At 61.1% G+C, this 19,182-nt stretch carries 17 protein-coding genes and 1 pseudogene; 10 read left to right on the forward strand and 8 right to left on the reverse strand.

Going from position 1 to position 19,182, the window contains the following annotated elements:
* Positions 1 to 25 precede the first annotated feature (25 nt).
* The 4 genes from MUB52_RS16710 to MUB52_RS16725 all read left to right on the forward strand — a co-directional run bounded on the left by MUB52_RS16710 (position 26) and on the right by MUB52_RS16725 (position 3,225).
* Positions 26 to 730: an ABC transporter permease gene (locus tag MUB52_RS16710; protein ID WP_263845387.1), complete on the forward strand. Its 705-nt coding sequence runs from the start codon at positions 26 to 28 to the stop codon at positions 728 to 730.
* Positions 724 to 1,440, forward strand: coding sequence for an ATP-binding cassette domain-containing protein (locus tag MUB52_RS16715; RefSeq protein ID WP_263845494.1), 717 nt, complete (start codon positions 724 to 726; stop codon positions 1,438 to 1,440). The genes MUB52_RS16710 and MUB52_RS16715 overlap by 7 nt, the downstream gene beginning before the upstream one ends.
* A complete protein-coding gene (locus tag MUB52_RS16720; protein ID WP_263845388.1) occupies positions 1,437 to 2,243 on the forward strand; it encodes a substrate-binding domain-containing protein in 807 nt (268 codons plus the stop codon). Before MUB52_RS16715 ends, MUB52_RS16720 begins: the two co-directional genes overlap by 4 nt.
* A 268-nt stretch (positions 2,244 to 2,511) precedes the next feature.
* A complete protein-coding gene (locus tag MUB52_RS16725) occupies positions 2,512 to 3,225 on the forward strand; it encodes a DNA helicase (RefSeq protein WP_263845389.1) in 714 nt (237 codons plus the stop codon).
* A gap of 283 nt (positions 3,226 to 3,508) precedes the next feature.
* Here the strand turns inward: MUB52_RS16725 and MUB52_RS16730 are convergent, their stop codons facing one another.
* Entirely contained in the window at positions 3,509 to 4,765 is a 1,257-nt protein-coding gene (locus MUB52_RS16730) for a helix-turn-helix domain-containing protein (protein ID WP_263845390.1), read from the reverse strand.
* Positions 4,766 to 5,006: 241 nt separating this feature from the next.
* On the opposite strand from MUB52_RS16730, the gene MUB52_RS16735 reads away from it, so the two are divergent.
* The gene (locus MUB52_RS16735) at positions 5,007 to 5,690 is read left to right on the forward strand and encodes an isochorismatase family protein (RefSeq protein WP_263845391.1); all 684 of its coding nucleotides are present in this window, start codon (positions 5,007 to 5,009) and stop codon (positions 5,688 to 5,690) included.
* Positions 5,691 to 5,993: 303 nt separating this feature from the next.
* Here the strand turns inward: MUB52_RS16735 and MUB52_RS16740 are convergent.
* The 7 genes and pseudogenes from MUB52_RS16740 to MUB52_RS16775 all read right to left on the reverse strand — a co-directional run.
* Positions 5,994 to 7,166: pseudogene (locus MUB52_RS16740) on the reverse strand (IS91 family transposase); the annotation flags it as partial.
* Between the two features lie 17 nt (positions 7,167 to 7,183).
* Positions 7,184 to 7,387: a tyrosine-type recombinase/integrase gene (locus MUB52_RS24090; RefSeq protein WP_404818241.1), complete on the reverse strand. Its 204-nt coding sequence runs from the start codon at positions 7,385 to 7,387 to the stop codon at positions 7,184 to 7,186.
* A complete protein-coding gene (locus MUB52_RS24095; RefSeq protein WP_404818242.1) occupies positions 7,297 to 7,656 on the reverse strand; it encodes a tyrosine-type recombinase/integrase in 360 nt (119 codons plus the stop codon). The genes MUB52_RS24090 and MUB52_RS24095 overlap by 91 nt, the downstream gene beginning before the upstream one ends.
* Positions 7,653 to 8,081, reverse strand: a complete 429-nt coding sequence (locus MUB52_RS24100) for a phage integrase N-terminal SAM-like domain-containing protein (RefSeq protein ID WP_263845392.1) — start codon at positions 8,079 to 8,081, stop codon at positions 7,653 to 7,655. Before MUB52_RS24100 ends, MUB52_RS24095 begins: the two co-directional genes overlap by 4 nt.
* 338 nt (positions 8,082 to 8,419) lie before the next feature.
* Positions 8,420 to 9,886, reverse strand: a complete 1,467-nt coding sequence (locus MUB52_RS24015; RefSeq protein ID WP_404818243.1) for a YHYH protein — start codon at positions 9,884 to 9,886, stop codon at positions 8,420 to 8,422.
* A 130-nt stretch (positions 9,887 to 10,016) separates the two neighbouring features.
* Positions 10,017 to 11,354, reverse strand: coding sequence for an ATP-binding protein (locus MUB52_RS16770; protein WP_263845393.1), 1,338 nt, complete (start codon positions 11,352 to 11,354; stop codon positions 10,017 to 10,019).
* Positions 11,351 to 12,064: a response regulator gene (locus tag MUB52_RS16775; protein WP_263845394.1), complete on the reverse strand. Its 714-nt coding sequence runs from the start codon at positions 12,062 to 12,064 to the stop codon at positions 11,351 to 11,353. Before MUB52_RS16775 ends, MUB52_RS16770 begins: the two co-directional genes overlap by 4 nt.
* Before the next feature lie 225 nt (positions 12,065 to 12,289).
* On the opposite strand from MUB52_RS16775, the gene MUB52_RS16780 reads away from it, so the two are divergent.
* The 5 genes from MUB52_RS16780 (at position 12,290) to MUB52_RS16800 (ending at position 19,131) form a co-directional block, all read left to right on the forward strand.
* Positions 12,290 to 12,820 (forward strand): EF-hand domain-containing protein, encoded by a 531-nt coding sequence (locus tag MUB52_RS16780; protein WP_263845395.1) that lies wholly within the window; start codon positions 12,290 to 12,292, stop codon positions 12,818 to 12,820.
* Positions 12,821 to 12,901: 81 nt separating this feature from the next.
* Complete coding sequence (locus MUB52_RS16785) at positions 12,902 to 13,897, forward strand: YHYH protein (RefSeq protein ID WP_263845396.1); 996 nt, start codon at positions 12,902 to 12,904, stop codon at positions 13,895 to 13,897.
* A gap of 73 nt (positions 13,898 to 13,970) precedes the next feature.
* Positions 13,971 to 14,615, forward strand: coding sequence for a PEBP family protein (locus MUB52_RS16790; RefSeq protein WP_263845397.1), 645 nt, complete (start codon positions 13,971 to 13,973; stop codon positions 14,613 to 14,615).
* A 186-nt stretch (positions 14,616 to 14,801) separates the two neighbouring features.
* Entirely contained in the window at positions 14,802 to 16,040 is a 1,239-nt protein-coding gene (locus MUB52_RS16795; protein WP_263845398.1) for an efflux RND transporter periplasmic adaptor subunit, read from the forward strand.
* Positions 16,027 to 19,131, forward strand: a complete 3,105-nt coding sequence (locus MUB52_RS16800; protein ID WP_263845399.1) for an efflux RND transporter permease subunit — start codon at positions 16,027 to 16,029, stop codon at positions 19,129 to 19,131. The genes MUB52_RS16795 and MUB52_RS16800 overlap by 14 nt, the downstream gene beginning before the upstream one ends.
* Positions 19,132 to 19,182: the final 51 nt, after the last annotated feature.

Here is a 19,182-nt window from a genome sequence, read left to right on the forward strand (position 1 = left end):
CGTGGCAGATGAACCGGCCTGAGACATGAACGATATCTACGACGGGCTGGTGTCGGCGTTCTGGCTGGTTGTGACCCTTGATGCGGACCTGCTGGAGATTTCCCTGCGCTCGCTGCAGGTGAGCCTGAGCGCGCTGGTGATTGCGTCGGCCATTGCGCTGCCGCTTGGCACCTTCCTCGCGATCCGGCGGTTCCGGTACCGGCGGCTGACCATTTCGGTCCTGAACGCGCTGATGGGATTGCCGCCGGTTGTGGTTGGCCTGATCGTCTATATACTTCTGTCCCGCTCGGGGCCCTTCGGTGTTCTGGGGCTGCTGTTCACCCCCACCGCAATGATCATCGCGCAGGTGATCATCATCACGCCCCTGATCGCCTCGATCACCCATCAGGCCATGCGCGAGCTTTGGGCGGAGTACCATGATCTGCTGATCTCGCTGAACACCAGTGGCTGGCAGCGGATCAAGACGCTGATCTGGGACGGCCGGCGCAACCTGCTCACCGCCTCTCTCGCAGGGTTTGGGCGTGGGATCGGCGAGGTCGGTGCCATCATGATCGTGGGCGGCAACATCGACAACGCCACGCGTGTCCTGACCACCGCAATCGCGCTCGAGACGGGAAAGGGCGATTTCGCCCTCGCCCTGGCGCTGGGGTTTGTGCTGATCGCACTGGCCATCGGGATCAACATCAGCATCCACTGGTTGTCGCGGACCGAACGGGAGGGCCGCTGGTGAGCACCATCCTTCCGCTGACCATGACGAATGTGGCCGTGCGCCGGCGTGGCAAGCGCCTGCTGGGCCCGGTCGACCTGGAGGTCGGTGGCCTTGGCCTGACGATCATCATCGGGCCCAACGGCAGCGGCAAGACCACCCTGCTGCGCGCGATGCATGGCGTTGAGCGGCTAAGTGCCGGGGCCGTGCGCTGGTCGGTTTCGGAAGAGGAGGCGCGGCACCGGCAGGCCTATGTGTTCCAGACGCCGATCATGCTGCGCCGGTCGGTGGCGGACAATCTGCGCTATCCGCTGCAGTTGCTCGGCGCCCCGCGTGCCGAGGTGTCGCGCCGGGTCAACGACTGGCTGGCGCGGATCGGGCTGGAAGAGCGCGCGAGCCTGCAGGCCACGCGCCTCTCCGGCGGCGAAAAGCAGCGGCTGGCGGTCGCCCGCGCGCTGATCCGCAGGCCCGACGTACTGTTTCTCGACGAGCCTTGCGCCAACCTCGACGGCGCCTCAACCCGCGCCATCGAGGCTTTGCTGCGGACGGCTCTCGATGAAAAAACCCGCATCATCATGACGACGCATGATCTGGGTCAAGCCAGGCGGCTGGCCAGCGATGCTATCTTCATGCTGCACGGCATGGTGCATGAAACGGGCGCCGCCGAGCGTTTCTTCGGCACGCCGCGCACTGACGAACTGCAGGCGTTTTTCAGAGGAGATATCATCGCATGATCCCCCGCATTCTCGCTGTCTTGGCTGCGCTGACGCTGGGCATGGCCGCTCTTGCGGAAGAGATGAAAATGGCGGTGACCACGTCGTTTGAGAACTCCGGTCTTGCGGATGTGCTGCTGCCCGCGATCAAGGAGGATTTGGGGCTCGACGTGCAGTTGCTCGTCGTGGGCACCGGGCAGGCGCTGCGGCTGGGGCAGGCGGGGGATGTGGACGCGATCCTTGTGCATTCGCGCGCGGCGGAAGAGGCCTTCTTGGTCGAGGGCTACGGCACCCATCGGCGCGAGATCATGTACAATGACTTCGTCTTGATCGGGCCGGCGGCTGATCCGGCGGGGATTGCCGAGGCTGGCTCTGCCATCGACGCCTTGCGACGGATCGGCACGGCCGAGCCCGCCTTTGTCAGCCGCGGTGACGACAGCGGCACGCACAAGAAAGAGCGCGCGCTTTGGGCAGAGGCCGGATTGAGCCCCGACACGTTTGGTGCGTGGTACCGGGAAGTGGGCGCGGGCATGGGCGCGAGCCTGAACACTGCCGCTGGGCTCGACGCCTATATCCTCGCGGACCGCGCCAGCTGGCTGAACTTCGGCAACAAGGGCGGGCTCGCGCTGCTCTATGCGGGCGATCCGGCGCTCTTCAACCAATACGCCTTCCTCGCAGTGAACCCCGAGCGACACCCCCATGTGCGCAACGACCTGGCGGTGCAGCTCGAAAACTGGCTCACCGGCCCGCGCGCAGCAGAACTGATCAATGGCTATACCATCAACGGCGAGACGCTGTTTATCTTCAACGCCAAATCTCAGTAGGGCGGCGGGGCCTGTCGTATTTTTTGGCTGTCTGGTTGAAATGGCTGCGTTGAGCCCAACTTGAGCTTTCGTCGGCGTGCAGCGAATGACCGAAACCCGATTGAGTTTTCCAAGCGATCGGGATAATTTTTGACGGCAGCCTTGCTCGGGCCTCCCCCCTCCACTGGGGCAGCATCAGTCATGCGGAGCGATACCAATTCGAACCTAACCTGTTCGAGCAAGCGCATAAGGAGGGATTGCGGACACCGCTCGTGGAAGGAGGTTCAAGATGAGACTGTCATCACCAATCTACGCACTCAAGCGTCAAGCAAAATTGCTGGCACGTGACAACGATATTAGGCTCCACGCGGCACTGAACCAAATTGCCACCAAAGAGGGCTTCAATGATTGGAGCCACTTGGCGTCCAGTCACTCCAAAGCGACACCAGCAAAGGAAATCATGAGCCAGTTCAATCCAGGCGATATGATGCTTATCGGTGCGCGCCCCGGCCACGGTAAGACCCTTCTTGGATTGGAACTGACTGCGCTGGCAGAGAAGAACAATCGCGCAGGCTATGTTTTCTCCTTGGACTACAATGAAGCCGATGTCTGGGACCGGTTTGAAAAACTCGGTTTCGATCCGAAGGAACATAACCGTTCAATCGTCGTTGATACCTCGGACGATATCTGTGCGGCACATATCATTGAACGCATCAGCAATGCGCCGGATCGTGCATTCGCCGTTGTCGATTACATGCAGCTCTTGGATCAAAAGCGAAGCAACCCTCCGCTTGATGAACAAGTCCGGGCACTTAAGAGATTTGCAACCGAGCGAGGGGCGATTGTTGTCGTGATCTCACAGATCGACCGTGCTTTTGAGCTGACTTCAACTGACATGCCAAGCATTGAGGACATACGGCTGCCAAACCCCGTCGATCTGTCACTTTTCGATAAGCGATGTTTCCTTAATGACGGCCAAGTTCAACTAGCGACGGCAGCCTAACACTGGTTAAACCTGCTTTGCGGAAGTTCGTTGAAGGTCCGCGAAGTCCGCCTACCTACCATCCGTGCGCCTCGCAGCTAAGATCTCAAAAGGGCCCACACTTGCCAAACTGCCAAAGTGCAACGAATTTCGGCTGTGGTGCGACGTTCTTCGATTGTAGAACCAAAGCAGAATGCAGGGTTCAAGTGCTAAACTGGCACTTGAAAACTATGACGCGCGAAACGGGGCCGCCATTCACTTTCACGGAACCAATAGCGGACTGGTTCTTGAGCCGCTGGCTCTCTCAGTTTCGCATTGCGGCGGGCGTGGTGCGGAAGATCTTGCGCATTACGACGGTCATATGAGCCTGACTGGAAAAGCCGGCTGTGAAGGCGATCTCGGCCAGTGGGTCTGCGGTGCCAATGATGAGATCGCGGGCATACTCCGCGCGACGGCGCAGAATGAAGGCGTAAGGTGTCTCGCCGATCATCGATCGAAAAACGGCTGAGAAATGAGAGGAAGACAAGCAAGCCGCATCGGCGAGCTGGGCAATAGACAGATCGGCCTCACAGAGCCGTGTTTCGATCAGATCGATGGCACGATCAATTTCCTTACGCTGGCTGGCGCGGCTCCAACGGGCGATCTCGCCATCGATGTCCCCATCAGGGATGGAAAAACTCGCGATCCCGCGGGCGGCAATTGCCAGCGAAATGGCTTCGACGGTGAGGCGATCACTCGGCGTCTTTGAGTGCGTCGCATGCATCAAATACTGGATACCCGCCCGCGCAAGATCGGCAGCCACTCTGTCTATCCGGTAGCCATGCACGGTCCTGCGCCACGTCGTGGAAACCTCCGCGGCCTCAGTCCACTTGTTCAGCGTCCCATCGTCGACCTCAAGGACGCACCCGGGCAAGGAATTGGTCACGCGCAATCTGATATCGGTTCCAGCCGGGAAGAATCCGATCACGTCGGACTTCGCGACCGAACGACTATATCGGTCAGAATTGATCGCCATCTCATGGGGTGTATGGGCCAGGTTCACATCGAATGTATTCATCGAGAGACAATGCTTGATATCACAGGTGCCTGGCGGCAGCAGGAGAAGCCGCATGTTGCCCAGGTCTATCTCTTGCGCCATTGGCGGCATCCGACGATCGGATCTCGCCTTATGGGCGTTGTTGACCACCATTGACATGACCCAGCACCTAATGTGTTTCTGGTCGTACTCAATCTGTGCATCGAAGCGTCGATGCCATCTCAGCAAGTCTTCGCTCAGCTGAGTATGACCAAGTCGGCGTGCCACATCTGCTAGATCTCGCAAGGTGTGACGCTGATCTTCAATGCCGCGCAGAAATTGTTCCGGACTCGCTCCAAACGCCTTGGCAGGTTCAGAGAGGGCTGCCAGATCACGGGCTGTATCGTGCAGGAGCCCGCGCCACAGGCTGAGCTTTGGATCACGCTGATCGGGATCAACATTGGCCATCCGAAAATAAAGCGCTGAGGACAATACGAAAGCGCAGCTGAGTTGTTCATCGAGGTCGGTCGAGGAGAGTGTCGTCATGAGATCCTCTGAGTTGCTGCGGGATCATGACAGGCTCTCTCTCACCGGGTCTTTCACATTTCGCTGATAGGCGAACAGAAACAATTCGCCTCGAACCGCGACGCATATCCACAGTTGGTTTGGTGCGAGGCGCACGAGCGTAGCAATCTATAAGCCGATCATGGCTTACTGAAAGACCCGCCTAAATGGCGCGGCGATATTGAAGTCACGTACTTCATCGTCAGCGACACAGGATACTTCCATGACCCTTCCCAGCTCCGAACTGACCCCAGACAACTGCGTTTTCTTGATGATCGACCACCAGGTCGGTCTCATGCAGTTCCTGTCCTCGATCGACCCGATGCTTCTGAAGAACAACATCCTGGGCCACGCCAAAACGGCGAAGGCCATGGACATCCCCGTCATCATGGGGACCAGTTGGCCGGACGGACCGAACGGACCAACCATGCCCGAACTCAAGGCGATCTTTCCCGATGTCGATGTCATCGACCGGCCCTTCGTCAATTTCTGGAACGACGATGCGTCTCGGAAGGCCGTGGAGGCAACAGCGCGCCAGAAGCTCGTGATCTCGGGCCTTGCCACCGAGGTCTGTGCTGCCTTCCCGGCGATCTCTGCCTTGCGCGACGGCTATGAGGTCTACGTCGTGATCGATGCATCGGCGGATTTCAATCCGCTCATCACCCAGGTCACGGTAACCCGTCTGGCGGCAGCGGGAGTGATTGTCACCACGTGGGTCGCTGTGCTGGCCGAGTTGGCTGCGAACACTCAAGTCAACGGCCAGCATATCGGCAAGCTCCTCAGTGAGCATATGGGCCAGTATCAGGCCGCGATGAACAACTTTCTCGGCACCGCCGTCCATGCCGACGAAGTGCGGCGGGCCGTGGGCCTGACGGGACAGCCGCCCATCCCCATGGCCGCTGAATAAATACACGTCAGAGCGTTGTGCCGCGACCTTGAACGCGGTGCAGTGCTGCCGAATGTGCATCGGTCGACGGGGACGGATTGGTCGGACCCTTGGAACAAAAAACGTAGTCCCAGCGTGGGCAGTTCCATATGCGCGCTTTGATAACGGCGGCTCCGTCCGCATCACAGCCATCAATGTGCCTTGCAGCTAAGGTCCGGGATGATGAAGGTTTTTCCGACGCGGGCCATTGCGCGTGATTTCGGTCGGGACTGACTGTGGCCGCGTTGACAAACCTCTCAGCGAGGAAGCGGCCTGCCTCCGGGGTCGTGCGCGGGATCGCGGAGCCTCACCACGCCTGAACGTCTCGATGATGCACAGTGGGCTGCCACAATTGGGGCATAGCTCTCGCAATGTCAGCGGGACGATCTCGGCACTGGGTGCGTCTTCTTGCGCGGCCGCTTCTGCTCCAAGCAATGTGCGGATCTTCGCGATGTTGACCTTGCGCGCGGCGCTTGCCAGTAGGCCGTAATGGCGGATGCGCTGGAAGCCATCTGGGAGGACATGGATCAGGAAGCGGCGGATGAACTCGTGTGTGTCGAGCCGCATGACCTTCGTGCGATCCCCGGACTTTATGCGGTAGTCTTTCCAGCGGAACGCCACGGTGTCGGCATCGGCGCTGACGAGACGGCTCTTTGAGATCGCGACCCGGTGGGTATATCGGCTTAGATAGGCGAGCACAGCCTCGGGACCGCCGGAGGGCGGTTTGGCGTAGACCACCCATTCGGTTTTGCGGAACGGAGCCAGCCAATCCGCGAAGGTATCAGCATCCGCCAAACCTTCGATGGCACCGAAGAAGGTCAGCTTGCCGGTGCAGTGCAACACCTCGAGCCCGTCAATGAACAGGCGCCGGAACAACCGTGATAGGACCCGCACATGCAAAAAGAACCCCGGCTTGCAGGTGACCCAGTTGGAGCCGTTTGGCGACGGCCCGCCACCCGGTACGATCATGTGGAGGTGGGGATGGTGGGTCATTGCTGATCCCCAGGTGTGCAAGACGCCGGTCATGCCGACGCGCGCGCCCATGCGTTCGGGATCGGCAGCGATGGTCATCACGGTCTCGGCCGATGCCTTGAACAGCAGCCCATAGATCGCCCGCTTGTTGCAATAGGCGATGTGGGCGATCTCGGCGGGCAGCGTGAAGACCAGATGGACATACTCCAAGCGCAGCAGGTCCGCCGCCCGCGCTGCCATCCAATCCCTTGCCGCCGGGCCCTGACATTTGGGGCAGTGCCGGTTCATGCAGCTGTGGTAGGCAATGTGTTGGTGATTGCACTTGGCGCAGGCTGCCACATGCCCACCGAGCGCCTTGGTCCTACAGGCTTCAATAGCCGACACTACCTTGAGCTGCCCGAGCCTCAGATACCCTGCGTTTGCCCGTCGGTAGGCAGGTGCATGAGCCCGGAAGATGCCAGCAACCTCCAGCGCGTGCCGTGGCACGCCGCGCGCCCGTCAGGTCACATCCTGGATGTGCTCGAACGGGCTGGCAACGTTGCGCGCAGCGTCTTGGTGGCGACGTAGGTGTATCGTGCCACCGTGGTCAGCTTGGCATCGCCAAGCAGCACCTGGATCATACGGACATCCGTATCGGCCTCCAACAAATGCGTGGCGAAGCTGTGCCGGACAGAATGCAATGTCGCAGCCTTCTTGATCCCGGCCATGCATTGCCCGGCAGGCGATTGCGAAGCAATCTGCCGAGAGGGGCCTTCGCCGAGTTGAAGGCGCGGCTCAAAGAGCGCGGCGACAAAGGCGCGACCCGACTTTGCCCTAAAAACAGCCAGCCTTGTGGGCGCGCCTCGCGCCAGTAGTCACGTAAGAGTTCCAGCAACGACGGCGACAACATCACATCGCGATCCTTGCCACCTTTGCCCCGTTCGACATGGATCAGCATACGGTCGCTGTCTATGTCCCCCACCTTCAGGTTGGTCACTTCAGATGCCCGCTGCCCTGCGCCATAGCCGATGCCAAGTGCCGCCGGTACTTGAGACCTGGCCCCGGTGCAGACGACAAAATCGCCGACACCTCTTCGAAGCTCAGCACAATCGGCAGCTTCCTCGCCTCTGTGCAGAACTGCATGTACTTCTTCATGCCCTCGCGGTTGCATGTCATGCCGAAAAAGAACCGCAGCGCAGTGATCCGCGCATCATAGACCGACGGCGTGACCCCGGTATCGGTCACATGAAGCTGATAGGCGCGAAGTTCATCGGGCGTCGCCGTGTCCGGCGCCCGCCCCAGAAACGCAGTGAAATCCTTCAGCGCACGGATGTGCGCCTTCTGCGATGTCTCCACCATCCCGCGAATGCGCATGTCCTCGATCATCCGCGCACGCAGCGAGCTCATCTTCTCCTGCGTCATGGGAACCTGCTGTCCGATTGAGAAAGCTCAATCGTCAGGCAGGCCGCTCACATCGCAAAATCCGCAGGCCCCCGGGATCAGTCACAACGCCAGCAACAAGCACCAATGCCGCGAGAGCGGCTTAGTCCTGGAGCCCAATTCGGTCATTACACTTCCTCACTGCGCGTGCTCGCAGCACAAAAAATTGCCGCACGCGTGCAAACTTCATTGCTACCAAGCAGCGGGAGACCCGGTCATTGGTGCAGCCGCGTCGCAGAAAAGCAAGCTTTCGCTGCGGCTGCGCCAATGTCGGTCTTCAAAGATGTGCTTGAACGGGACGGCCTGTGAGGCACTTAGTATCAGCCGCTGTCACCCCGCGGGGGTCGATTGCCGTCGCTCCTTGGAGGTCGTTCCCCCTCAACCGGTGCGGGCCGGTCACCGCGTCCACCGAAAAAATCGTCCGAGACAGTGCCTTTGAAGCAACGTGGAAAGAACGGATAAGTATGGGTTACATAATAAACGTATTGCCCGTTGAGCATACCTCCGTTGCATTCATCCAGATCACCTGAACCCGCTACGAATTCGTAATCCTGCACATAAGTGCCGTCGTGTGCGCCGCCGGGGCCAGACTCGCGCACGCCGCTCTTCAGTTGCCAAGATGATTGCACCTGGTCGCCCAAATAGTGGATTTCGAATCCGTCAGCGGCGTAGCCAAAGAGCGTGTCGTCCAGCCCGCTTGTCACTGCGGAGGGAATGCCGTGATAGTGGTAGTATCCATCGCCGTCTACATGGCCGTTCTGGGCATCCATGATCAGCCCGCCGATGCCCTCCACGTTCCACCCCGAACTTGGATCGCGCGAATACCCACGCTCGGATGACGCATCATAGTATTCTGCGGTACCTGGGCGCAGCGGGATACCTGTGACTGTGATGCCGGAAATACGCGCCCTCCGGGTGATGGTATCAGTCAGCTCAGGAGTGGCATCCATGCAAAACCTATGGTCCTGTTCAACGACCACCGCACCCTCCCGCCATGGACCTGTTTCATGATCGGGTACGCCATCGGATTCGATGCAGCGCTGATCCCCCTCCACAGTGATGGTCATATGTGCTTGAACCGCACTTCCGGTGAAAAGCGATAGAGCGAGTGTGATGCCGAGCGTCTTCATAGTGCCCTCCGATTGCTTGCCTAAAAGTCTTACGGGCGGGACCGTTGTTTCCGTCGCTTTACCTGTTGACTGGTAGAGGCGGGTGTTCCGTCTCTTGCACCAATGCGCAGCCTTGAAATCGCACCTTTCGACGGATATGGATTGGATCTCGAGCGCTCTATCCGACAGGAAGGCGACGTTCGCCACGCCACAAAAAATCGGTAAAGCCGGGCCAGAACCGCCCAATGTGCACGCGGAAACCATGCGTTCAGTTGGCTTCGACAAATGGGCGCTAAACCCATTGTACGGTCGCACTGTCAGCGCGGCGCTGATGACTGTGCGTCGAGGGAAAATCGGAGGGCACACCATGCCAAGAGTCCAACTTCCCGCTGTGACCGCAAAACCAAGGGCTTGGAACAAGGGCGCATCACCGGTCAGAAACGACCGCTGCTGCCCAAGCAGGTCTGGGCAATCTGCGCGCGGCTCGAACTTGCCCGCAGTCTTCGCGACCTGGCTTTGTTCAACGTTGCAATCGACAGTGAATTGCGCGGCTGTGATCTTCTCAAACTTGCTGTCGCTGATCTGGTCAAAGATGACCGAGTGCCAGAGCGGGCGTCTGTGATCCAGGGTAAACCCAAGCGACCAGTTCAATTCGAACCGACCAAAAACACGCGACATCCTGTCCAAACATTGTGGAGTAGCTCAATTCAAAGCTTAGATAGGATCTCCTGTTTGCTTCCCTCGTTCCGTATCGGAGTCTTCATTCCCTGTTTCCAGAGACAGTTCATCGCCCCAGTCTGCGGGCTGTTCATAATGACAGGGGGAGCCGTATCGTGGCTCGCAGTCCGGCAGCGGGCAGATTCGACAGGGTGACGGTGCCCCCATGGGCGGCGACCACGTCGCGCACGATGGCCAGTCCGAGCCCTGCACCACCGGTGTGCATGTTGCGGCTGTCGTCGCCACGCACAAAAGGGTCAAAGACCTCCGCGAGTTTGTCTTCTCGGATACCGGGACCGTCGTCATCAATAGTAATCACAGCCATATCTGCATCGCAGGTCATCGCCACGCGGGCCGCGTGCCCGTATTGCAGGGCATTGTCGATGAGATTCCCGATGGCACGGCCGAGTGCGACCGGACGGCCGCGAACCAGGGCAGACTCCCCAGCGGCAAAGGAGAGGTCACGTTCTGCGCATGCGCGTTGCAGCACTTGGCCAAGATCGACCTCGCGCAGAGGCTCGCTCTCGCCGGTTCCGCGGGCGTAGGCGACCAGCCCGTCCGCCATGACTGTCATCTCATCAAGCGTGCGGATCATTGGGTCACCGTCTTCGGGCTCGAGCATTTCTGCACGAATGCGTAGGCTGGTGATCGGTGTGCGCAGATCATGGCCCACCGCAGCAAGCATCTGCATGCGCTCGGCATCGAAGCGGGCAATGCGGGCTTGCATGTCATTGAAGGCGGCCGCGGCGTCACGGATCTCGCGCGGCCCGCCGGCATTGACCTTCGCCATCCTATCGCCGCGGCCTGCGGCACGGGCCGCATCGGCCAGGTCGGTCAGCGGGCGTGTCAGGCGGCGAACGAAGATCAGGCCGACAGCCAGCAGTGCTGCAAGCGACAGGGCGAGGATCAACAGGAACGCGCCTTCTTCGATCCACGGAGGTGCAGGTCTCTTGCCACGTGACCGAATGTTGAGCCACTGCGCCCCCTCGCCGTCTGCGACAGCCAGGCGCACAGAGGCGGCGACGGCTTCTCGTTTGCCGCCTTTCCGATGATCGGGCTGAACGCGGATGGCGACTCGCGCATCGCGCTCGTCCAGCGCCTCCGCCAATGCGGTCGCGAGCGCGAGCGCCCGCGGCTCATCGGGTTGAGTTGTGACGAGCGGCGTCGGGTCGACCGTGACTTCGGAGGACCGGGTCGAGGCCGCATTCGCCAGGCCCGGGCGCGCGCTCGGCATGGCAGCTTCCAAGGCTGGCACTAGTGAAACAATCCGCTCTTCCTCACGCGCGATCAGCGCGGCCTGATCCAGGCGATTCCGCTCGTAGGACAAGACGGCTAGTGCGAGCAGATTTGCGCTCACCAATGAGACGGTGAGAAGCAGTGCAAAGCGCCCCGCGATGCCGTCAGGCAAAAGTCTTCGCAGCGAGATCAAACGAGGTCCACCTCTGCGGCGAGCCGGTAGCCTCCGCCCCATTCGGTGACGATCAACCGGGGCGCGGAGGGATCGGCCTCGATCTTGCGGCGCAATCGGCTGATGCTATTGTCGATGGCCCGGTCGTATGCTTTGGCGTCGCGGCCCGCTGTCAGGTCAAGCAGACGGTCGCGCGACATGACGGTTTGCGGGTGATCGAGCAGCACGCCCAGGAGGCGGCTTTCCCCAGATGTTAAGGCCACGGTGCGGCCGTCAGAATGCGCCACTGATTGGGCATCCGCGTCATGTGACCATGGTCCGAACTGCCGTATACCTGTGGTCACCTTCGGTGCTGGCGGCGGGCGGCGGCGCAACACGGCCCGGATGCGCGCGACAAGCTCGCGCGGGTTGAACGGTTTGACAACATAGTCATCGGCGCCAAGCTCCAGCCCCACGATCCGATCTGTTTCGTCCGCCATTGCCGTCAGGAGGATCACTGGTGGCCCGTCGCGGGCGACCAACCAACGGCAGAGGCTAAGCCCGTCCTCACCCGGCATCATCACGTCGAGCACCACTAGAGCCGGCGCACTGTCTTCTAGCAAAGCGCGCGCCTCGGCGGCGCTGGCAGCCAGCTGTGTTCGCAGACCCTGCCTCCGCAGATACTTGTCCAGCGGTTCGCGTATGTCGCGGGCGTCGTCCACGATCATCACTTGAGGGGCCGTCTGATCCATGGTGTCTCCTGTATCGGCGCGGCAGTGTGCCTCTTCTAGCGGCACCCGGACCCCTCTCCGAGTCTAGGCATCGTTTCGTTTGTCGCAATCTGTATCAGCGTCTGCGATTGCGACAGCTAGCGACAAACGAGCTCTGCCAGCGACACACCTTTCTGGCACGACATGTCCATATGGAAATCAGCCGAGGCGCGGGGCGTCTCGATTTCCAAGGAAAGGACACACAGAATGAAACGAGCGAAACTACTCGCCGTGACCACACTGGCCCTGAGCGTAGCCGGCGTTGGTGCGGTGATCGCCACTGCGCAGGATCAAGTCCCAGGCGCGTCCGCCGGGGCCGCTGAAGCCAGGATGACCCAGGCCGAGTATCGCGGGGCCCATGACAGCAAGCGCAAGCGCGGGCACCGAGGCGGCATGCGCGGCGGCGAGATGCTGCGCGATGTCTTTGATGCGGCGGATGCGGATGGCGATGGTGCCGTCACTCCAGAGGAGATCGAGGCCTATCGCACCGCTCTGGTGACAGAGGTGGATGCCTCAGGCGACGGTGCCTTGTCGATCGAAGAGTTCGACACGCTTTACCGCAGCCTCACCCGTTCGCGGATGGTTGATGCCTTCCAGAGACTCGACGCGAATGGCGATGGGCAGATTGCACCCGAAGAAATGGACCGCAGGGTCGCGCGCCTTGTCGAGCGGCTGGACCGCGACGGTGACGGGATATTGACGCTGCAACGACGGGGTCAACCAGCCGAGCAAGAGTAACCAGCGGCGGGGTAGTGCACGCCGCCCCTGTCGCCGTCAAGTGGCTGTCTGGCAGCCGTCCAGGAACCAGAAGGACACCAGATGCAGAGAGGATGTGTGCTGACGTCGAAACTTCTGAGGCTTGTGCTCCTGTCGGCTGCTGCGAGTATCAGCACGGGCGCAGCGCTCGCGCATGAGGCGCAGGAGCATTGCGCGGCGGTGATTGCATCGGTTGAGGAGGCCGGGTTTTCCGAAAACGTCGAGGTCACCTGCGAGAACGGCGTCGCTGTTATCTCGTCCAATGTCTATCCGGACCACGAGGTGATGACCGGTATCGTGGGGACCAATGAGCAGGTCCCGATACCTGCACCGTATTATGACGCGCCGATCCCATTGGAGCCCGTGCTGGGCGCGACGCCCCAGACACGTGACGGGGCTTTGGGAGTGGCGGTGAACGGTGTGCCCATCTTCGACTACATCGGTGGCGGCAAGATGACGCAGGAGGCCCTTTACCATCACCAGACCCAGCACGGCACGCTGCAGACCCAGCAACTTGATGCGTGCGGCGGTCATGCCGGAAGGGGTGATGACTATCATTATCATGTCAAACCGGTGTGCATGATCGCCCAGATGGAGAACGCAGCGCATGATCCAATCATCGGCTGGGCGTTCGACGGCTTCCCGATCTATGGCGACGGCAACCCGGATGGCGGCGAAATTGCAGATGGGGCGCTGGATGTCTGCAACGGCCAACGCCATGAGACGTTTGGCCATCGGTATCACACCTCGGAGGGTGCGCCCTACATCGTGCAATGTCTCATGGGCGAGGTTGCCGATGTCCGCGCGCTGCCGCGGGTCACCCCGTTGGTCGATGCCGCCTCGAGCCGCCCCATCGCGCCAGGCCGACCGCCCCGGGGTGGTGTGGAAAACCTGGTTCTGACCAAACGTGCGGACGGCACCCACAACATGGACTACCGCTACCGCGGCGATGGCTACTACATCCGGTATCGCCCATCGGACAGAGCTGGCTGCTACGTCTTTGAGACGCGCACGGTCACCAATGGCGGCCAGGTCACGATGGGCGAGTATTGCCGATGACCCGTTGGACGTCTTCGCCGGTGGAGGCCGTGCCCGCTTTACTTAACTCACTCCAAAAAGGGAGAAAGCACTGATGCACAGCCTCATCGCAGTCCTTCTGAGCCTGAACGTCGTGCCAGCCCTTGCAGAGCCCCGCACGATTACGGCGGACATCTGGACCGACAACTGGTTCGAGATGTGGGTGAACGGGACCAAGGTGATTGAAGACAGCGTTCCGATCACGACCGAGCGGTCCTTCAACGCCGAAACGGTGCGGTTCACGGTGGAGCTGCCAATGATCGTCGCCATCAAGGCGATGGATTTCAAGGAAAACGATAGTGGCCTCGAATACATCGGCTCGCGGCGGCAGCAGATGGGGGATGGTGGCCTGATCGCCCAGTTCGTGGATGCGGAGACAGGCGAAAGTGTCGCTGTGACGGATAGCTCGATGCGATGCCTCGTCGTGCATCACGCGCCAATCGACCGGTCCTGTGAGAGTTCCAGCAATCCCGTCGCGGGCGAGGGTGCCTGCGCGTTTGAGATGGCCGATGAACCGGAAGGCTGGACCGATCCGGGCTTTGACGCATCGGATTGGCCGCAAGCCACCCAGCATACTGCGGGCGCGGTTGACCCCAATGGTGGCTATGACGCCGTGCGCTGGTCGGAGACGGCCCGATTCGTCTGGGGGCCTGATCTTGAGCGGGACAACACCGTCCTATGCCGTGCGGCCATCGACTAACGGCCTGATGCGCATTTATTCAGCTGGGGAGGTTAACATGAGACCAGGCCATCACGTGACAGAACGGGTGATCTCTCTCCCCATGCGACTGCGGAAAAGTTGCGCTCGGGGTTCCGGGTGTCGCAGCGCCCGTTCGCTTGAACGAAACCGCTCTGCGGCCCCGTCGGACCTGCGATGGGGGTGCAGATGACCTTTGCACGGCAGCTTCTGCTTACGCTTGGTTTGGTCTCTTGTTCCAGCCTCGTGGCGGCGCACTACTCTCCAAATTTCAACACGACCCTCGGTGGGCTCGGGCTTCCCACACGATTGTTGGACGCTATCGCCAAAGAAGATAGTGAGGCGCAGAGCGCCCAACGAGAGCGGCCACCGCGCGGGCAGGGCAGAGGACAGGCCGCGATCGTGACCACGGCGGTCGTGACGACGGCAGCGCTCAGCGACACAGCACAAGCCATTGGTACGAGTGAGGCGCTGCGCTCGGTCTCGGTTGTACCATTCGGCGGTGGTGTGCTGACCGATGTCTTGGTCGCGTCTGGAGATATGGTTGCCGCTGGTGATCTGCTCGCGCGGCTGGAATCTGATGCGGAGCAAGTCGCGCGTGACCGGGCGGCTGTGGCTCTTCGGCTCGCTGAGACTGAATACACACGTTACGAAAGCCTCGCTCGCTCTAATGTTGCATCTCAGACGGAACTGGAATCACTCAGGGCCGCCCGCGACGATGCCGAGCTTGCGCTGCGCGAGGCTGAGGTGGCGCTGCAGCGCCGCTCGATCTTTTCGCCGATTGGCGGTGTTGTTGGCATCGTGCCCGTCGAGGTCGGCGATTACGTCACAACCGAAACCGAAATTGCCATGGTCGACGACCGATCTCAGGTTTTGGTCGACTTCTGGCTGCCAGAGCGATTTGTCGGAATGCTGGCGCTGAGCCAGCAGGTCACCGCCACTTCGCTTGCCCTCGAGCGCGCTCAATTCACGGGCGAGGTCAATGCAATCGGCAGCCGAGTGCAAACGGACAGCCGAACGATCCAGGTACGGGCGCTCATCGACAACCGAAATGATCTCATCCGCCCGGGCATGTCCTTCAGCATAGAGATGACGTTTGACGGTGACAGCTATCCGGCTGTCGATCCGCTCGCTGTCAACTGGGACGGCGACGGCGCGTATGTCTGGGTCGTGGCAGATGGTGTTGCCACCCGCACGGCTGCACGGATCGTGCAGCGCAACGCCGATACCGTTTTGATCGTATCGGACCTAGAGGCCGGGGCGCAGGTTGTCACAGAAGGCGGGTTGAACGTGCGGGACGGGGCGGCGGTTACCTTGCATGGGAACGTCTCGCCGAACGGCATTGCAGTTCGGCGAGATGCGGATGGCCCTAGCTCGTCTCCATCCGCCCCTTCGCGCATCGGGGAGGACGCTGATGGCCGAGGATAGATCCCCGGCGCATACGTCGGACATGACGGCGCTTTTTGTACGCCGGCCGGTTCTGGCCCTCGTTGTTAACATGCTGATCCTTGTCTGCGGTCTCGCCGCGCTGTCCGGGGTCGCGATCCGGGAACTGCCCGAAGTGGACAGCCCAACGATAACGATCAGGACCTCTTACTCTGGCGCATCGGCAGAAACGATGGACCAGGAGGTTACCGGCATCGTGGAATCCGCCGCTGCGCAGGTGCCGGGTGTCAAATCCATGTCCTCCTCCTCGTCCTACGAGGAAAGCCGTGTGACCGTCGAGTTCACCACCAGCACCGATCTGAATGTGGCGGCCTCTGACCTGCGGGACGAGATCGGCCGGATCGGCAACAGCCTGCCCGACGAGATCGACGATGATCCGACGATCATAAAGGCGGACGCAGATGCGGAGCCGATCATGCGGCTGGCGGTGACCTCCGCGACGATGGAAATCGACACGATGACCGATCTTGTCGATGACGAGGTGGTTGATCGCCTCTCTGCCGTCGAAGGCGTTGCCGAAGTCGAGGTCTATGGCGAACGGGAACAGACCTTTCTGATCGACATCGATCAGGCGCAGCTCGCGACGCGCGGTCTGACGGTGGCAGATGTGATAGAGGCGCTGGACGATATGGCGCTGGATGTGCCCGCCGGGTCTCTGGAAAGCCGGGCTCAGGATTTTGCGGTGCGGGCCACGGCGTCTCTCCGCACACCGGCGGACTTCGATCGCCTGATTGTCGCCGACAATGTCCGGCTCGCCGATATCGCGGTCGTGACCCTTGGGCCGGATGCAGAGTCCTCGGTGCTGCTGACAAATGGCCGTCCGGGGCTCGGGCTCAGCATAATCCGGCAGGCCGGGTCGAACACGCTTAGTATCTCAAACAGCGTACATGATGTGGTCGCTGATCTGCAGAAGACCGTACCAGACGAGGTTGAGATCGCAGTGACAAGCGACGACGCGACCTTCATCAACGGCTCGATTGTGGAGGTGGTGAAATCACTTGGTCTGGCCATCGCGATTGTGATCGCGGTGATCTATGTCTTCTTGCGGAACCTGCGCGCGACGCTGATCCCCGCGCTGACGCTGCCGGTCGCATTGATCGGGACGGTTGGTGGAATCTGGCTGGCGGGCTTCTCGATCAACATCCTCACGCTGCTGGCGCTGGTTCTGGCGACCGGCATGGTGGTCGATGACGCCATCGTCGTGCTGGAAAACATCGTCAAGAAGCGCGATGCGGGCATGCCTGTCCGGGCTGCCGCGGTGCGCGGCACGCGTGAAGTCTTCTTTGCGGTCATCACCACGACCGCCACGCTGGCCGCGGTATTTGTGCCGCTTTCCTTCCTGCCGGGGACATCGGGAGCCCTCTTCCGGGAGTTCGGCTTTGTCCTCGCCATGGCGGTGACCATCTCATCCTTTGTGGCGCTGTCGCTCTGTCCCATGCTGGCCTCGCGTCTGCTGTCGACGCACGCGCCCGCGGCTGAGAACGCGCCGACCGGCTTTTTCGAGCGGATCGGGGCTTGGGGCAGTCGCGGATATGCGGTCGTTTTGCGCTCTTGTCTCGCGGCGCCCCTGGTCGTGATCGCCCTTGCGGCGGTCTGTTCTGGCATGGCCTGGGTCACCTACGGGACCTTGGAGGAGGAGCTGACCCCACCCGAAGATCGCGCAGTCGTGCTGTTGCGGATCAACGCGCCGGAGGGTGTCAGCCTCGCCTATATGGAGAGCCAGCAGCGCAAGATAGAGACGCTTCTCCAGCCGTTTCGGGACCGCGGCGAGGTCGAGAACATCTTCTCCATCGTCGGCCGTGGCGGCAGCAACGAGGGGCGCATGGTCATGACCCTGGCCCCGTGGGACGAACGGGAGCGCGTCCAGAGCGAGATTGTTGCCGAGATGAACCAGCTGATTACCGCCGTGAACGGTGTCCGGGCCTTTGTCATTCAGCCTAATTCGCTGGGTATCAGGGGCGGCGGGCAGGGGCTGAGGATGGCAGTGACCGGCACCGATTATGGTGTCCTGGAAACCGCCGCCACGGCGCTGTTGGCGGAGTTGGAGAAAGATCCCGATATGGGACGGATCCGACTGTCCTATGGGTCCACGCAACCGCAGATCCTCATCGACGTTGACCGCGAACGGGCAGAGGATCTGGGCATCGATATCGGGGGGCTGTCCGACGCTATGCGCGCCCTGCTGGACGGGAACGAGGTCGGCGAGGTGTTTGTCAACGGCGATGCAATCCCGGTGCGGCTGGTCTCGACCCTACAGCCCGTTGATGATTCGACCGATCTGGAGAATATCTTCCTGAAGGCGTCCGACGACCGGATTGTGCCGATGTCGTCCATCGTGTCGGTCCAAGAAGTGGCCGTGTCCCCATCGCTTGACCGAGAGCAACAGCTGCGCGCGATTACCATTTCTACCGAACTATCCGAAGATGTGGCGCTGCGCGACGGGATCGAGCGGGTTCGGGCCGCGGCCGACAACATTTTGCCCGCCGACGTTGGGCTGATCCCACTGTCAGAGGCTGCGACGCTCGACGAGACATCCAGTGGTCTTGATATGGTATTCGGGTTCGCAATTGTGATTGTCATCCTGGTCCTGGCGGCCCAGTTTGAGAGTTTTCTGAGCAGTCTCATCATCGTGGGAACCGTTCCGCTGGGCCTTGCCTGCGCTGTCTACGCGCTGGCCCTCACCGGCATTAGCCTAAATGTTTACAGTCAGATCGGGCTGGTTCTTCTGGTCGGCATCATGGCCAAGAACGGCATCCTGATCGTCGAGTTCGCAAACCAGTTACGGGACAGGGGTCTGAGCGTCCGCGACGCGATTGAGCGCGCGGCGCGGCAACGTCTGCGTCCGGTTATGATGACGATGATCTCAACCGTGCTGGGAGGTCTGCCGCTGGTGCTCTCTTCGGGCGCGGGGGCCGAAGCGCGGATCTCGATTGGCTGGGTCATCGTCGGTGGGCTGGGTCTGGCGACATTGGCCACCCTCTTCGTGACACCGGTTGTCTACAGGCTGCTGGCCGGGTTCTCCAAACCACAGGCTGACGAGATGAGGCGTCTCGAAGCGGAGCTGGCCTCGTGAGCCTTTTGCCCAAATCTCAGGCCCCGCGACATCCCGGTTGCCCGAGCAACC

Source organism: Roseobacter sinensis, from assembly GCF_025755255.1.
GTDB lineage: Bacteria > Pseudomonadota > Alphaproteobacteria > Rhodobacterales > Rhodobacteraceae > Roseobacter > Roseobacter sinensis.

Coding starts and splice junctions, on each gene's coding strand:
- MUB52_RS16775 (WP_263845394.1), bottom strand. CDS start 12,064: ATGGATCAGACGGCCCCTCAAGTGATGATCGTGGACGACGCCCGCGAC.
- MUB52_RS24100 (WP_263845392.1), bottom strand. CDS start 8,081: ATGACGCAGGAGAAGATGAGCTCGCTGCGTGCGCGGATGATCGAGGAC.
- MUB52_RS24015 (WP_404818243.1), bottom strand. CDS start 9,886: ATGTCGCGTGTTTTTGGTCGGTTCGAATTGAACTGGTCGCTTGGGTTT.
- MUB52_RS16730 (WP_263845390.1), bottom strand. CDS start 4,765: ATGACGACACTCTCCTCGACCGACCTCGATGAACAACTCAGCTGCGCT.
- MUB52_RS16795 (WP_263845398.1), top strand. CDS start 14,802: ATGACCTTTGCACGGCAGCTTCTGCTTACGCTTGGTTTGGTCTCTTGT.
- MUB52_RS24090 (WP_404818241.1), bottom strand. CDS start 7,387: ATGGCCGGGATCAAGAAGGCTGCGACATTGCATTCTGTCCGGCACAGC.
- MUB52_RS16725 (WP_263845389.1), top strand. CDS start 2,512: ATGAGACTGTCATCACCAATCTACGCACTCAAGCGTCAAGCAAAATTG.
- MUB52_RS16790 (WP_263845397.1), top strand. CDS start 13,971: ATGCACAGCCTCATCGCAGTCCTTCTGAGCCTGAACGTCGTGCCAGCC.
- MUB52_RS16785 (WP_263845396.1), top strand. CDS start 12,902: ATGCAGAGAGGATGTGTGCTGACGTCGAAACTTCTGAGGCTTGTGCTC.
- MUB52_RS16780 (WP_263845395.1), top strand. CDS start 12,290: ATGAAACGAGCGAAACTACTCGCCGTGACCACACTGGCCCTGAGCGTA.
- MUB52_RS16800 (WP_263845399.1), top strand. CDS start 16,027: ATGGCCGAGGATAGATCCCCGGCGCATACGTCGGACATGACGGCGCTT.
- MUB52_RS16710 (WP_263845387.1), top strand. CDS start 26: ATGAACGATATCTACGACGGGCTGGTGTCGGCGTTCTGGCTGGTTGTG.
- MUB52_RS16720 (WP_263845388.1), top strand. CDS start 1,437: ATGATCCCCCGCATTCTCGCTGTCTTGGCTGCGCTGACGCTGGGCATG.
- MUB52_RS16735 (WP_263845391.1), top strand. CDS start 5,007: ATGACCCTTCCCAGCTCCGAACTGACCCCAGACAACTGCGTTTTCTTG.